Source organism: Cryobacterium sp. M15, assembly GCF_002929675.1.
Classification (GTDB): domain Bacteria; phylum Actinomycetota; class Actinomycetes; order Actinomycetales; family Microbacteriaceae; genus Cryobacterium; species Cryobacterium lyxosi.
Map to the genome: position 1 here is coordinate 1 of NZ_PJJW01000031.1, position 14,273 is coordinate 14,273.

Annotated in this window: 14 protein-coding genes; 10 read left to right on the plus strand and 4 right to left on the minus strand. The window is 59.9% G+C overall.

The annotated features are described in order from the left end of the window. Positions 1-159 (plus strand): L-histidine N(alpha)-methyltransferase, encoded by a 159-nt coding sequence (locus tag CXY83_RS03710; protein ID WP_255408723.1) that lies wholly within the window; start codon positions 1-3, stop codon positions 157-159. Between the two features lie 40 nt (positions 160-199). Here CXY83_RS03710 and CXY83_RS03715 read toward each other — a convergent pair whose 3' ends face one another. The 4 genes from CXY83_RS03715 to hisD all read right to left on the minus strand — a co-directional run bounded on the left by CXY83_RS03715 (position 200) and on the right by hisD (position 4,373). Further along, positions 200-1,006, minus strand: coding sequence for an aminotransferase class V-fold PLP-dependent enzyme (locus CXY83_RS03715; protein WP_104196061.1), 807 nt, complete (start codon positions 1,004-1,006; stop codon positions 200-202). Positions 1,007-1,245: 239 nt separating this feature from the next. Further along, positions 1,246-2,211, minus strand: coding sequence for a 3-hydroxyacyl-CoA dehydrogenase family protein (locus tag CXY83_RS03720; RefSeq protein WP_104196062.1), 966 nt, complete (start codon positions 2,209-2,211; stop codon positions 1,246-1,248). A gap of 58 nt (positions 2,212-2,269) precedes the next feature. Then, positions 2,270-3,016, minus strand: coding sequence for an SDR family NAD(P)-dependent oxidoreductase (locus tag CXY83_RS03725; RefSeq protein WP_104196063.1), 747 nt, complete (start codon positions 3,014-3,016; stop codon positions 2,270-2,272). A gap of 10 nt (positions 3,017-3,026) precedes the next feature. Beyond that, the gene (hisD, locus tag CXY83_RS03730) at positions 3,027-4,373 is read right to left on the minus strand and encodes a histidinol dehydrogenase (protein WP_104196064.1); all 1,347 of its coding nucleotides are present in this window, start codon (positions 4,371-4,373) and stop codon (positions 3,027-3,029) included. A gap of 257 nt (positions 4,374-4,630) precedes the next feature. Here hisD and CXY83_RS03735 point away from each other — a divergent pair, with 257 nt between their 5' ends. The 9 genes from CXY83_RS03735 to CXY83_RS03775 all read left to right on the plus strand — a co-directional run bounded on the left by CXY83_RS03735 (position 4,631) and on the right by CXY83_RS03775 (position 13,915). Further along, positions 4,631-5,950 carry an MFS transporter gene (locus tag CXY83_RS03735; protein ID WP_199184873.1) on the plus strand — a complete coding sequence of 440 codons (1,320 nt, stop codon included), beginning with the start codon at positions 4,631-4,633 and terminating at the stop codon, positions 5,948-5,950. Positions 5,951-5,977: 27 nt separating this feature from the next. Continuing rightward, a complete protein-coding gene (locus tag CXY83_RS03740) occupies positions 5,978-6,967 on the plus strand; it encodes a LacI family DNA-binding transcriptional regulator (RefSeq protein ID WP_104196066.1) in 990 nt (329 codons plus the stop codon). Between the two features lie 791 nt (positions 6,968-7,758). Next, a complete protein-coding gene (locus CXY83_RS03745) occupies positions 7,759-8,784 on the plus strand; it encodes a glycerophosphodiester phosphodiesterase family protein (protein WP_233200558.1) in 1,026 nt (341 codons plus the stop codon). 853 nt (positions 8,785-9,637) lie between these two features. Next, on the plus strand, positions 9,638-10,384 hold the full coding sequence (locus CXY83_RS03750; RefSeq protein WP_104196068.1) for a hypothetical protein: 747 nt from the start codon (positions 9,638-9,640) through the stop codon (positions 10,382-10,384). A gap of 319 nt (positions 10,385-10,703) precedes the next feature. Beyond that, positions 10,704-10,943 carry a helix-turn-helix domain-containing protein gene (locus CXY83_RS03755; protein ID WP_233200559.1) on the plus strand — a complete coding sequence of 80 codons (240 nt, stop codon included), beginning with the start codon at positions 10,704-10,706 and terminating at the stop codon, positions 10,941-10,943. A gap of 123 nt (positions 10,944-11,066) precedes the next feature. Further along, on the plus strand, positions 11,067-11,339 hold the full coding sequence (locus CXY83_RS03760) for a hypothetical protein (protein ID WP_146069841.1): 273 nt from the start codon (positions 11,067-11,069) through the stop codon (positions 11,337-11,339). A gap of 233 nt (positions 11,340-11,572) precedes the next feature. Then, positions 11,573-11,998 (plus strand): hypothetical protein, encoded by a 426-nt coding sequence (locus CXY83_RS03765; protein WP_146069842.1) that lies wholly within the window; start codon positions 11,573-11,575, stop codon positions 11,996-11,998. 78 nt (positions 11,999-12,076) lie between these two features. Further along, complete coding sequence (locus CXY83_RS03770; RefSeq protein WP_104196072.1) at positions 12,077-12,736, plus strand: hypothetical protein; 660 nt, start codon at positions 12,077-12,079, stop codon at positions 12,734-12,736. 465 nt (positions 12,737-13,201) lie between these two features. Then, complete coding sequence (locus tag CXY83_RS03775) at positions 13,202-13,915, plus strand: hypothetical protein (protein WP_104196073.1); 714 nt, start codon at positions 13,202-13,204, stop codon at positions 13,913-13,915. Positions 13,916-14,273: the final 358 nt, after the last annotated feature.

Here is a 14,273-nt window from a genome sequence, read left to right on the forward strand (position 1 = left end):
ATCCAATTCCACGAGGGGGAAGAACTTCGAACGGAAATTTCGGCCAAATTCCGCCTTGACGGCGTGGTCGAAGAGATGGAAGCGGCGGGGTTCTCCGTGGCCGGGCAGTGGACGGATCCGCAAAATCGTTTCGCCCTGACCCTGGCCGCAGCGATCTAAACCGGCCCGGGGACTGGCCCCGGCCAACATGTCAGAACGATCACCGAAGAAAGCCAACAAGTCGCTGGATCTCAGCCTCCGTGTTGTAGTAGTGCACCGAGGCCCGCACCACCATATCCCCCTTAATCGTGTCCCCTGTGGGGACGCGGTCGACCTGAGCGGAGAATAAGGGTGCTACCGAGACATTGATCCGGTGATCTGCCAAGTTGGCCTTGATATTCGTGGCGTCGTTTCCTTTCACCGAAAAGGTTACGATGCCGCACCTGATGATCCCGCGGTCGTGGACAGTGACCGAGGGCACCGCCGCCAGACCAAACCGCAGCTGATCCGCGAGACCGACGATACGCTCTTGTACAGCCTCCAGGCCCAAGGACACGGCGTGATCGGCGGCCCGTCCGAGGCCAGTGGGGACTGCGGAATGCCCGTCTAGCATGACGGGCTCCAGCTCTCCTAAGACCGCGCTGCGCACATAAACAAACGCCGTACCGCGCGGTCCGCGCAAAAACTTTCGCCCTGTTCCCACCAGCACGTCGCAGCCCAATAAGTGCACATCCAACGGCATCTGGCCCACCGACTGGCATGCATCGAGCACAAACATCACCGTGTCAGCACGGCAACGTCTGCCTACCTCCACCGCCGGATCCACCAAGCCGTTGGCCATTGGCACATGTGTAAGCGCGACCATGCCAACATTTCCACGCTCGATTTCTCTTTGTAGGGGCTCCACGTCAACCTGCCCGTCAGCATCGTCATCAAGCACCACAACCTCCAGGTTATTGCGGCACGCAATCTGCCGCCGCGCAACCACATTGCCGGCGTACCGGCCTTGCACCCGTTGAGTGAACATTCTCTCTTCTGAGATGTCCACTCAATGGGGGCAAGGCCAACCCCACCGGTCAAGATCTCGTCTCTGATTGCAGACGCTACAACATGCCCCAAAAGTTCGCGCTCCGGCTTTACTACGAAGTTCATTCAAATGTTTTGTCAGATCTCGAACTGGCCGAAAGGGCGTCGCTTCGGGGATCGAATGCTGAATCGTCTCGGGGTCATGGCTGCTAGCCATTACGACTCACCCCTCAAGTGAATTTAGAGTCCGGGGGCCTTTCCAAGCTCGACGCGCAGCTGGGACAGGCGGGCGTAAGCATGGTCGCGATATGCCAGTAATGCCTCCGTTTCGGCGGCATCGATGTCCAGAATTCCGCGACCAGATTTGAGGCCGAGATCGCCATTCTTGATTATTCTGGTCAGCGATTCCGGAGGAGAAAAGCGATCTCCGTAGGCCGTCTCGAGGGTTCTATAAGCCGCTTCATACACGTCAAGGCCCGCCATGTCACCGATGGCGAACGGGCCGAAGAGGGCCAGCCTAAACCCGAAGGAGTTGCTGACGACAGCGTCAATCTGTGCGGGTGTCGCGGTGCCCTCTTCGACGATGCGCATCGCCTCCTTATAGAGCGCAAATTGAAGCCTGTTGGCGACGAATCCCGGCGTGTCTGCCACCCGCGCGGGTATCTTGCCCGACTTGACGATGAGCGCTTCGGCGACGTCAATGGCCTCCGGGGCGGTGTTAGGCCCGGGTATCAGCTCGACGCCAGGAATGAAGGGTGCCGGGTTCATCCAGTGCACGCCCAGGAATCGCTCCGGGTTAACGACGGCCGCGGCCAGTTCACCGATGGGAATCGCCGAGGTGTTGGTGCCGATAATGGCGTCTATTCTCGCACTCTGCGAGATCCGCTGCAGGATGTCCAGTTTGACTCTGAGAGTCTCGGGCGCTGCCTCGGCGATGTAGTCCGCGCCGACCACGGCGTCTTCGATGGAGTCTGCCGCGGAGAGGTTCTTCCCGATGGTGTCTGCGGCTCCCACGGGCATCAGTCCACGGGCCTCAAAATCCTCGGCCTGCCTGATAAGACGGATCCGCGCCCGTTCTGCGGTCTCCCTATCAATGTCAGCCAGTCTGACCGGGTGCCCCCCGAGGGCCAGCACCTGAGCGATGCCGCCTCCCATATAGCCCGAGCCGACGACGGCCGTCGTTGAAATGTTAGCTGTGACAGTCATGTGTAACCCTTCCGAGGAAGCGGCCCCGGGCTGTGGACCGAGGCTGCCTGGATCGTGTCTAGCGGATGGTGTAGCCACCGTCGATCGCGATGGTGTGACCGGTGATAAGCGATGCGGCGTCGCTGAGCAAGAATGCGACGGCTCCAGCGACGTCCTCGGGCTCTCCGAATCTGCCGATCGGGATCCGGCCGAGAAGCTCGGCCGCCCAGTCTGGCCGGCTCAGGGTGGATTCGGTCATTTCCGTGCGCACGAATGTGGGTGCAACTGCATTGACTCGAATCCCGTTTCCCGCCCATTCAAGAGCCAGAATTTTGGTCAGGTGAATGAGTCCGGCCTTGCTCGTTCCGTATGCAGCACGTTCTTCAATCGCAACGATGCCGGTTTGGGAGGCAATGTTGACGATGGATCCCGCCGTGCCGTTGCTCAGCCAGCTTCTGGCCAGCGCCGTCGACAGGAAGAAGCTGCCTTTGAGATTCGTATCGAAGACGGTATCCCAATCCTGATTTGTTACCTCGATGGCGGGTCTGGGGATATTTACGCCGGCGTTATTGACCAGCATGTCAATGCCACCGCTATGCAACTGCAATGCGGCGACAAACTCAGAAATCGAGTCAGGGTCGGTCATCTCGACGGACAGCGCCGGTGTGCCATACCTGTCCGCTATCTGCTGACTGGTCGCAGCGTCACGACTCGTTCCGTAGACGGTTGCACCTTGCTCGGCAAGGCCATCGGCGATGGCCTTGCCGAGCCCGCGCCCGGTGCCGGTCACGAGCACACGGTGCCCGTCCAGACGAAAGTCGACCATCGGGTGCGTGCTATTTCTCGAAGGTGTGGGTCGACCACGGGAGCGTCGTGCCGCGGTACTTCGCCGCACGAACATCTCCCGAGCGGGCGTGGCCTTCAAAGCGTTCCACGCGTGCTGCCCGTCCACACAGTTCACCGAAAAAAGCGCTGGATTCGGTGTTCGTGACTTCCTGGTACGTCACGGTACGCAAGAACTTTCCCACCCAGAGTCCGCCGGTGTAGCGGGCGGCCCCGCGGGTCGGCAGAACATGGTTGGTTCCGATCACCTTGTCACCGTAGGAGACACAGGTTCCCTCGCCTAGGAACAGTGCACCGTAGAAATTCATCTTCTCGAGAGCCTCTCGAGGATTCTCTGTGAGAATCTGCACGTGCTCGTACGCGTATTCGTCGGCGAGGGCGTAGGCATCATCAAGATTTTTGACGACATGAACGGCGCCCCAATCCTGCCACGCCGCAGCCGCGTAGTCCCGGGTAGGCATGTCGACCAGCAGGGTGTCGATGTGTTCGATGACCTCCCGTGCAAGTTTCTCGCTGGTGGTGATCAGTACGGCCGGAGAATCCGGACCGTGTTCTGCCTGGGAAAGGAGGTCCACGGCAACGATGAATGCATCGGCGTGCTCGTCAGCGACGATGAGCACCTCCGTGGGCCCGGCAAAAAGGTCGATGCCCACTTCGCCAAAGAGCTGGCGCTTGGCTTCGGCGACGAACGCATTGCCCGGGCCGGCGAGCATGTTGACCGGCTTGATGCTCTCCGTGCCCACGGCCATAGCCGCAATGGCCTGGATGCCGCCAAGGAGGTAGATTTCATCGGCGCCGGCGAGGTGCATGGCGACTACGGTCGCATCTGGAATCTCACCCTTTATCAGCGGCGTGCAGGCGGCCACGCGAGCGACTCCGGCGACCTTGGCGGTAATGATGGTCATATGAGCGCTGGCCAGCAGCGGATACTTACCACCGGGAATGTAGGCACCGACCGCCTGGATCGGCACGTTCTTCTGACCCAGGAGCACGCCGGGCATGGTCTCGATTTCAAAGTCCGTCAGCGACTCGAGTTGCTTCTGTGCCATGAAGCGCACCTGCTGCTGAACAAAGGTGATGTCATCAATGACCTGTTGGGGCACGCGGCCCATAATCTCGGAAAGCTGCTCCGCCGTGAGAAGGAATGATTCCGGCGCGTAGTTGTCGAATTTCTTCGAGTACTCCCGCACAGCCTCGTCACCCCGGGTACGAACGTCGTTGATGACGTTCTCCACCGTGGCACGCACGTCGGGAGTACTGCCGCGATTCGCGCTTGTATCTGCCGGTGCCTTCAGCAGTTGTGAAGCGACGAATGACGTGGTTGCCGTTTCGACGGTCATGGGAAAACCTTCCATCTACGTTGATGGGCGACACTTGAGGCGCCCGGTCCAAGGCCCAACCGAGCCCGACTTGTTGACGAGTGTATACGTATACACCGCATTGATCAAGACATTGCATCTATCGCGTGAATACGTATACACTCCTGTCTACGGATGCCGCCGATATGGTCGTACCCGGAGGCCGACACGGTCACAGACAAAGGAGTCTCGGTATGAGCGCCCCCGCCACAACAGCTGCACCCCCCACAACTCCACCCATGGTTGATCCGAAAATGCGTCGCAGGGCGCTGGTCTCCTCAACCCTTGGTACCTGCATTGAGTGGTACGACTTCTACGTGTACGGCGTCGCTGCCGCCATCATCCTGAACGTGCAGTTTTTTCCCAACGCCAGCCCGTTTGTGGGCATCCTGTTGTCTTTCAGCACCTACGCCATCGGCTTCGCCGCACGCCCGATCGGCGGAATCATCTTCGCCCACTTTGGCGACCGGCTGGGCCGCAAAAAGATGCTCATGATCACTCTCGGCCTCATGGGCACCGGCACATTTCTCATCGGCATCCTTCCGACCTACAACACCATCGGCATTGCAGCGCCGATCCTGTTGGTGCTGCTGCGGATCGTCCAGGGCATCGGAGTTGGCGGCGAATGGGGCGGTGCCGCTCTCATGGCTACCGAATTCGCCCCCGCTAAGAAGCGTGGCTTCTTCGGCTCCTGGCCCCAGATTGGCGTTCCTGTCGGCACACTGCTGGCCAACGGTGCATTCTTCATCATGGGAGGCCTCATCACCCCTGAGGCCTTCATCGCCTGGGGCTGGAGAATACCCTTTCTAATCTCCATCGTGCTCGTGGCGATCTCGTTCTACATCCGCAGCAAGGTGGCCGAATCCCCCGTTTTCGAGGAGATCAAGCGCAAGGGCGAGATCGAGAAACTCCCGGTAGTGAAGGTCATCAAAACGCGACCACTCATTATTCTCAAGGTCGTTATGATGCGGTTCGCCGAGAACGCAAACTACTACATCTACACGACATTCCTGCTGGCTTATGGCCCCGCGATCTTGCTAGAGAAGAACAGCATTCTCCTCGCCACGATGATCATGGCCGGCCTCGGCGTCTTCTCCATCCCATTCTGGGGCTGGGTTTCCGACCGGTGGGGTCGCCGGTACACCGTCATGGCTGGCGCAGTCACCATGTTAGTAATGGCTTTCCCGTTCTTCTGGGCCGTCCAGACCGGCGATTTTTTTATGGTGCTGCTCGTGCTGATCCTCACCTGCAACATCGGTCGTGACCTGTGCTACTCCGTCGAACCCGCCTATTTCACAGAGCTTTTCGAACCGAAGCTGCGCTATTCTGGAGCCTCGGTTGGCCCGCAGGTTGCGGCGGTTTTCGCCGGCGGGTTCGCGCCGTTGGTCGCTACGCTGTTGATCGGGCCGGAGTTTGACCGGTACTGGCTCGTGGCGGTCTACATGGTGCTGACCTCACTCATCACCCTGGCCGGCGCTTTTTGGTCCCCCGAGACGGCCCCACGGGTGCGACTGCGCCGTGGCCTCTCCGCCGAATATGATCCAATCGCTAACAAGTAATTCTGTAATCTCCTCGAGGAGGACGACGTGATAACCAGCCGAGACGTCGCACAATTGGCCGGCGTGTCCCAAGCGACAGTCTCGCGTGCCATGTCGTCCTCCTCGAGAATCAGCGCTGAGACAAAGGCCCGGGTTCTGGCGGCGATGGAAACCCTGGAGTATGTGCCACACGCCGGGGCGCAGGCGATGAAAACCCAGCGTACGAACACAATCGGCGTCGTCGTTGCCGACATCACAAATCCTTTCTACCCGGAAGTGCTCGATGAGTTAACCCGTGAACTCGACGCTGCAGGTTACAGAGTCGTCATTTGGAACGCGGGCGGCGGCAGTCACCATGATGCCCTGCGTGCCATCCGAGAACGAGCCGTGGACGGCGTCATCTTCACGACAGCGACCGAGGACTCTGCGGAGCTGCAGGCCGCGTTGAAGAAGGGCAGCCCGATTGTCTTGATCAACCGCCGCATCGACGGTCTGCAATGTGATCAGGTGACGAGTGACAATCTCTCCGGCGGGGCCGTCGTTGCGGACTACCTTATCCAGCACGGAAAGACTCGGGTTGGCTTCATCGGAGGCAGCGAAAGCGCGAGCACCTCGCGCGATCGCGGCCGGGGATTCATGAACCGGATGACGGAGCACGGTTATCCGGTTCCGGACGACCTTCTTCGTCAGGGCGGCTTCTCGCACGAGCAAAGCTTTCGGGTTATGAATGAGTTCATCAATCAGGCCAATCCGCCGCAAGCCGTTTTCTGTGCCAACGACTTCATGGCCTTCGGAGCCCTCGATGCGGTGCGCAGTAATGGGCTGACCGCCCCTGACGACTTCTGGGTCATCGGGTATGACGACGTTGAAATCGCATCATGGCAATCTTTCGACCTCACCACCGTGCGTCAGCCAAGCCGAGAAATGGCTCGTGTCGGAGCACACATGCTGCTCGATCGCATCAACTCACCACAGATGACAGCTCAACAAGTTATCTTTCCTTGCGAACTCATCATCCGCGGCAGCGCTCGGGACTGAGGCATGGCTTAGATCAGTTGCGCTGCACACCCGCGGCAGCTGGTAGATCTCCGCAGCCGACTCCGCGAATACCGAAATGAAATGATCCTAATCGATTGGAAGCACGCCAACTGCTCAGTCCGATCGGGTTTTCTCCACGTGGGCGCTCCACCAAACAATCGGGCTGCTCTCCGCGGTGATCATTGAACTCGCCCCGGATACCCCGTCCTGGGACGAGATCACCCGACTGATCGATTCGCCCCCGAAACCCCGCGGTAAATCCCAGAAGACCGTAAAGCGCTCCAACCTGGCCGAGGCACGCCAGCCACGGCCACTGCGCGCGCCTCTCCCGCTACTGCTGGGGATTCCGCCTCTACCGGATTGGGACACCAGGCGGACTCCCCGTCGTCTGCGGCCTCGCCAACCCCAAGGTCGGCAAACGCGCAGCCGCCGAAAGCACGCTCCGCCACCAACAACTGATCAACCAGAGCAGGTCATTATCTGAGACAAGGCTTTGCCGACGTGAACGTGTCCACTGAGCAACCAACTCCACAACAAAATTGTCTCAAATCCTAGGTGGTTTGCCGACTCGGGCTGTATTCGTGGTGCGGGGGTGGCTATTTAGTGAAGGTAGACCCGGTGTCAACGTCGGGTATTCGTTTCTTGAGTGTTCACCGCACGGGCACTCTTCGGCCACCCGATGAGTCTGTCGCAAACCTATGGTTTGTGACGTTACGGCCTATTCCAATTGAGCGGAGCATCCTATGTCCTTACATCTTGTTCTGGCCACGCTGGCCCTTATGCCTACCCTAATGGCACCTGTCGCACTGCCAGCAGCCGCAGCCGACGATTCCGGCGTGATGCCCCAGAAGACCCACTTTGATCTGCAGGCCCACCGGGGTGGCATAGGCATGACCACTGAAGAATCGCTGGAGGGGTTCGGCAAGGCCATGCGCCTAGGTGTCACCACGCTGGAGCTGGACACCCAGATCACCCGGGACGAGAAGGTAGTCGTCAATCACGACCGGCAGATCAGCCCGTCAAAGTGTCGTGACACAGAACCGGCCACGCAGGGCGACCCGATGTACCCGTACGTGGGTAAGTACATCAAAGACCTGACCCTGGCTCAGATCAAGACGATGGATTGCGGCTTCCAGCAGCTACCCGGCTTCTCTGAGCAGGAGCAAATCGAAGGCTTCCGGATGGTCGAGTTGAAAGATGTGTTGAACCTGGTCAAGAGCTACCACGCCAAGCAGATCACCTTGAACATTGAGACCAAGGTTGAGGCCGGAGCCCCGGAGCAGACTGCGCCAGTGAACCTCTTTGTGCGTCGGGTCTTTGAGGAGATTCGCGCCTCGGGCATCGAGGACCAAGTCACCATCCAGTCCTTCGCCTGGGGGGCACTCAACGAGATGCACAGCCTTGCGCCCGAGTGGCCTCTGGTGGCGCTGACCAACCGAGACTTCCTGCAGGTGGGTGAGCCCGGTGCCTCACCCTGGCTCGGCGGAGTCGACGCCGACACCTACGGCGGCGATCTCGTCACGACGGCTGCCGCAGCAATTCCCGGTGGCCTCACTGCGGTGTCACCCAACTATGGGTTCCCTCAGAATGGCACGGTCGCCGACCCCGGCTTTCAGTTCTACCCGGATCAGCAGATGGTGTCAAAGGCACACGCCCGCGGTCTCAAGATCATTCCGTGGACCAGCGATGATCCGGCCACGGTGAAGGAGCTCATGGACCTGGGTGTCGACGGCATCATCACGGACTACCCGAATCGGGTTCGGGATATCATGGCCGACCGCGGGATGAGACTACCGAAGGCGTACGAGCCGCGCTAACAACTGATCGCGAGAACCGGAGAAAAATCCGTCTTGCGTCGAAGAAAATTGGCTTCGGGTTGCGGCAAAGTTCGCGCCCCGCGGCGTTTCGCGAAACGGTCCGATCGGAACAAAAAGAAATCGATCCTGAGGCTCCTGAGGAGCGTTTTCTACCTATCTCATCAAGCAACCTCCACCTCGGGATCGAAACTGACACCGAACGCGGTGTCGCAGTCGGCGAGGATCCGCTTTCACGCGAGGGCGACGGAAGCAGATGCCCACGCGTCACTGAAAGCGTCATCGTCTTGCTGTGCTTGCACGCGGATGCCCATCTCTCACCCACCTGAATCAACCATGGACCACCAAGAATGTCCGCGTAGAGTGGGATATAGTGCGTTGCGCGGTTCCCTGTAAAACCAAGGGAATCCGCGAGTTCCCGAGACATTCAGTCAGGTCCAGAATCGCCCCGATTCTGCAAGGGGCGGGTTCGAATCCTTTCAGCCCGACAGATGAAATATGTCAGAGGCCAGTTCCGCACTTCGCGGAGCTGGCCTCTTGTGCGTGATTCGGACGAATACGCCAACGGTTAGGCCAATTGAGATTTTCGGACCGCCACGAACAAAGCGCACTAACGGCGAGAGATAGGCAACCGCGGGCGAGTGACCGCGTCGTAATGGCGTGTCGGGCTACGTCGGTGCCCAAGCCGTGCGAATGTCGGCGAGGAGCGCCGGGAGGTAGAAATCCTGGGGGTGGTGCCGCATACGTTGGTCAGTGCCTCGGTCCAGACCTCGCTGACTCGAGTCCGGCGGCCTGCAAGCGCGCCGACCTTAAAAAACAAGATTTGATGCCTTTGCGTAGGAGCACTTTATAATTAATGGGCCTGCAGAGACGCGACCTTGTGGCTCTCTGCGCCAGGTCGGCTCACAGCATCCACGATGATGGTCTTGTGAGCAATGGTGGAGAGACAGCCTTCGAGTTCGTGATGATCCCGGATTCCCCCGACGCGCGGTTGTTCGTGGAACTTTCCAGCTATGGGGTCGACCTCAGTGAGGCCCGTCATGCCCTCGAGCTTGCCAGCGAGGGCGGCGAGGACTCGCCACTTCGAGATGCAGCGGCATACCTGATCGGGTTCGCCGCTCTTGCCTACTGTCGGACCTTCTTCGATTCCAAGGTGCGAAAGCCTCTGACAAAGCACATCGTGATCCCTGCCGAATTCCAGGACCTCCATCGGCTTGTTGGCGCGTTCAGGAACACCACAATTGCGCATTCCCAGTCTGAGCTCTCGACGACTTTCCCGGTTGGCATCCTTGATGCGAGCACCCTGCGAGTGAGAGATGTGACGACAGCAACCTATTCTCAGACGTTCCCGCAACCAATGGTGAGCCGCTTCCTTGAACTCTTGGAGGCTGTGGATGATCTCCTTTTCGAGGCGATCGAGCCGGTCCGGCAGAGGTTGATTAAGAAACTGGGCAGGTCGGATCGTGCCGCGATGGTTGCCAGGGGTGTCCGCCCGAATGTGATCGACGCGTTAGATGCTGACTTTGATCCGCGGACGAAGCGATTGCCCTATCCCACCTCGAACAAGCTGCATTGGTCGTCGACACCGTTGAACGGCGAATGAATTCGCGCCTCGCGCTGGGTCCGATCCGAGTCACGGTCAGGCGCTGAACTTCCTGGAGGAAAGGAATGAGGGCTGCGGAGAAAATGGAGTGCTGCGCTCACCGCCGATCCGCGCCCTACTGCCTTTCGTAAACGGCCCACCAAAAGTCCCGGAAACTCGAGGGTTTCCGGGACTTTTTAGGTTAAACAATTGATCACCCCATCTAAAACCCATCTAAAACTCCTCCGAGAACGCCTTCTGGCGACTCAGCAGTGCGAGGCGACCACGTCACATTTGGTCCCCTGTGATTGCTTAGGTGCGCCAGTCGCACCTACGGAATATGAACACACACGAAGCAACTTCAACCACCGTCTCCCCCGAGGGGTTGGAGCCCCTGATGGATGTCGCCGAGCTGGCGAACTACCTCGGCATCCCGGTCTCCACCGTCTACGACTGGCGCGTGCACGGCAAAGGCCCTGCTGCGGACCGGTTCGGCAAGCATCTGAAATTTGCAATCTCCGACGTGCGTTCCTGGATGGCCCAGCAGCGCGAACCGTCTGGGCAGCCCGACAGGCGGTGAACTGAGATGTCGCGGCCACGCATCACGATCGGCACCTTCGGCGACATCACCATCCGCACCAAGCCGTCGGGCCAGGTCGAGGCCCGCACCCACTATTGAGATTGGGACGACTAGTCGCGCCTGGTGCAATCCACCGGCACCTCCGCCCGGGCCGCCGAACGAGCGCTGAAACGCAAACTTTCTAAGAGGAAACTGATGCAGCCCACGAACAGCTTCCTAACCCCGGACAACCCGTTCACCGAATTGGTGACGTACTGGCTGGATGACATCGACGCGGAGGGCCGAATCTCCAAGACCACCCGCAATCTGTATGAGCGCAACATGCGCACGCTCGTGCCGCCGGTGTTTCAATATCTCACGCTGCGCGAGATCGGCGTGGTGCGATCAATTCATTAAACAGATAGCGAATCTCTCTTACAGCCGGGCCAAGCAATCGCGGGTCGTGGTGCGATTGCCGACCGGAAGGCTGGCGTCGGCCATACCTCTGGCCCGCGGCCGGACGGGCAGCTCGGCTCAATCAAAATCATGATGATTTTGTGCAGTTGTGGGCAGAATGTGGGCACGGGGACCTCGGCCGGTGCCAGGCCGGTGTGCGCAACCCGCGAGCACAGATGCATACCTCGTTAAAATTGCGGTCTCAACGCCCTCCTAACCGAGAGCCTTCCACAGCACGCCCGCAACCGCAGGTCGACACCATCGGTGTCTACACCGGCACGACCGAATACGGCTTCAGCTCGATGGGCGATGGCACAACCCTGCAAATCACCGCGGACGGCAATTGGAGCGTGACCATCGCGCCAGTTTCTGCGGCACCCGGGCTCGCAGCATCCGGTGCCGGTGACGGCGTGTTCCTCTACGACGGCTCCGCCAGAAAAATCACGGCCACACACGACGGCTCAAGCAACTTCTCTCTCATCGAAGAGACCCGCGAGGCCTTCACCATGGGGCTGCTCGTAAACGAGATCGGCGCCGACTCAGGAACCGTGCCGCTGAGCTCCGGCCCGTCCGCCATCGTCGTCAGCGCCGACGGCAACTGGACCCTGCTGGCCGAATAGGGGGTTACGGGGCCACGTCTTTTTGGGCCTGTCCCCCGTGCCGACACGATAACGTGAATCGATACTTTGGGGGAAACAATGAACGACAACATCAAGCCGAATTCCGCGCCGCCATTTCGCCGCGCATCAAAGGGCGCCGCCCTCCTCACCTACTGGGCCATCCTATTTAAGCGGATGCCCACCCTAAGCGCCCAGCGCACCCCGCTACTCGCTCTGGTCGCCACCGGTGCAGTGGCTGCCGTTGCGATCGCAACACTCGGGGTCTTGCTCTCGAGTCAGGTCGATCAAACGGTTGCTGTTCGAGCGGAGTTGTCGTCGAAGAGCGACAACTACGACTCACTCCGCAGTGACTGGAACAAGCAGAATGACACGATCAGCGGATTGCGCTCGGCCGTCGGCGTCGCGGAACGGCGCGAAGAGAATCTTCTATCGGCGGAGGCTGCGCTCACCACGCGATCATCCGCCTTGGACACCCGCGAGGGCGAGATCAAGGTCGCCGAAGACGTCGCTGCCGCCAACACCTTTGCCGGAGAAGGCACCTTCCGAGTAGGAGTTGACGTGCAACCAGGCCAGTACACGTCTGAAGGTGGAACGAACTGTTACTGGGCGCGCCTCAATTCCACGGGCGACGACATCATCGACAACGACTTGGCGTCTGGTCCCGCCGTCCTCACCGTGCAAGCGTCCGATGGCCTCATCAAGACCTCGAATTGCGCGCCTTTCACCAAGACCGGCTAGCCGATGCGGATTGCAGTAGCGCTGGCGGCGAAATGACGCGTGCGGGCATCCTGGCACGGTGGACGGACAGACGCGTACTTACCTGCCAGAGGTCGCCTCCGACTGACACTTGAACGGCGGGTCAGGCTGAAAGGCAGCAGGCCCCGAGCCGCGGTGAAACTATCGGCGGGGCGTGCCCGGTAACCAACCAGAGAGATCCCGCAACCCGGCGGGCTTCCTGCTGGCGGCATGGGTGACTGTGGAGTAGCGGTCGGGTGGCCGGGGTACAACGGCCTAGTTCCATCATCACCGTCCAGGTGAATGAGGCCAGTGGGAGTGTAGGCGGCTAGTTCGAGCCGTCCATTCTCGCCGTGTTATTTATTCCGTTTCGTGAGCGGTCCCCCTGTACAGTAAGTGCGTAATCCTCACAGCTGTGACGCACTCCCGCGCTCATGGTTCGCCGTGGTGGAAGAACGGAATCCCCGCATGAGAAAAATCTCGCTCGGCCTGGTCGGCATCGTCGCCGCAGCCGTCAGTCTCGCCATTGCAGTACCCGCGAACGCCGCCAGCAGCGTCCTCTACGTACCGGACAGCTTCAACTCCGCACTTTCTGACACGAGGGCGACAGGGCACTACGAAGTGGTCGCTACCGGTCTCCGCATTTATACCGACTCGACCACCAGCACAGACAAGGTCGCTGAGTACGTCGACACGAACACCCTGCTCGCCGCAGCCGGCGAACCAAACCTTGAGTACACGAACACAGCCGGGGGTATCCCCGGTGCCCAGCTCATCGTCGACTTCGACTCTGACGGCACTGCCGATGGGATCCTCATCGGAGAGCCTGCCGCCTATGGCGACGACTGGTGGTTGAGTAACTCCGCAGACCTGTTCGTCAAGGACGGAGCACCGTCCCACATGGGCGGATTCGGCAGCGACAACCACGGCACCCTCGACCAGTGGCGGACCGCCTTCCCAAACGCTGTCGTCACCGCGTTCGGCTTCTCCCTCGGTTCAGGAGTCAAAGGCGAGGGCGTCCTCAACGCGATCAACTTCGCTGGCACTGAATACACGTTCGGAACTCAGACTGTGCTCTCGGGCAAGGACAACTGCAAAAACGGCGGGTGGGAAACTAGCACGAGTCCCGTCTTCAAGAATCAGGGTGACTGCGTCAACTTTTTCGCCTCTTCGAAGGGGTAATCGTACTCGGCAAGGACATTGGTGACAATACGGGCTCGTGAAAGGTGAGGGCCTCCGGGCTTCGGGACTGCAGATGATGAACACGCTGGTTTGATTTCTGATCCGGTTTCGTGGCGTGAGCAACAACGGAACGGTCAGTGGCGTTAAGCGGATGGGTTGAGTCCATCTACCGCCATTGGCTGTTCCAATGTCGGTGGAGTTTCTGACAGATGACGAGGTCGCGACCTTTGGCCGGTACGCGGTGACGTTGACGCAGGCAGACCTGGACCGGGTGTTTCCTCGACGACGCCGATCTGGTGTTGGTGGGCCGGCATCGAGGCGAACACCCTCTTGAGCTCGTCGCACTGACCTGATATTT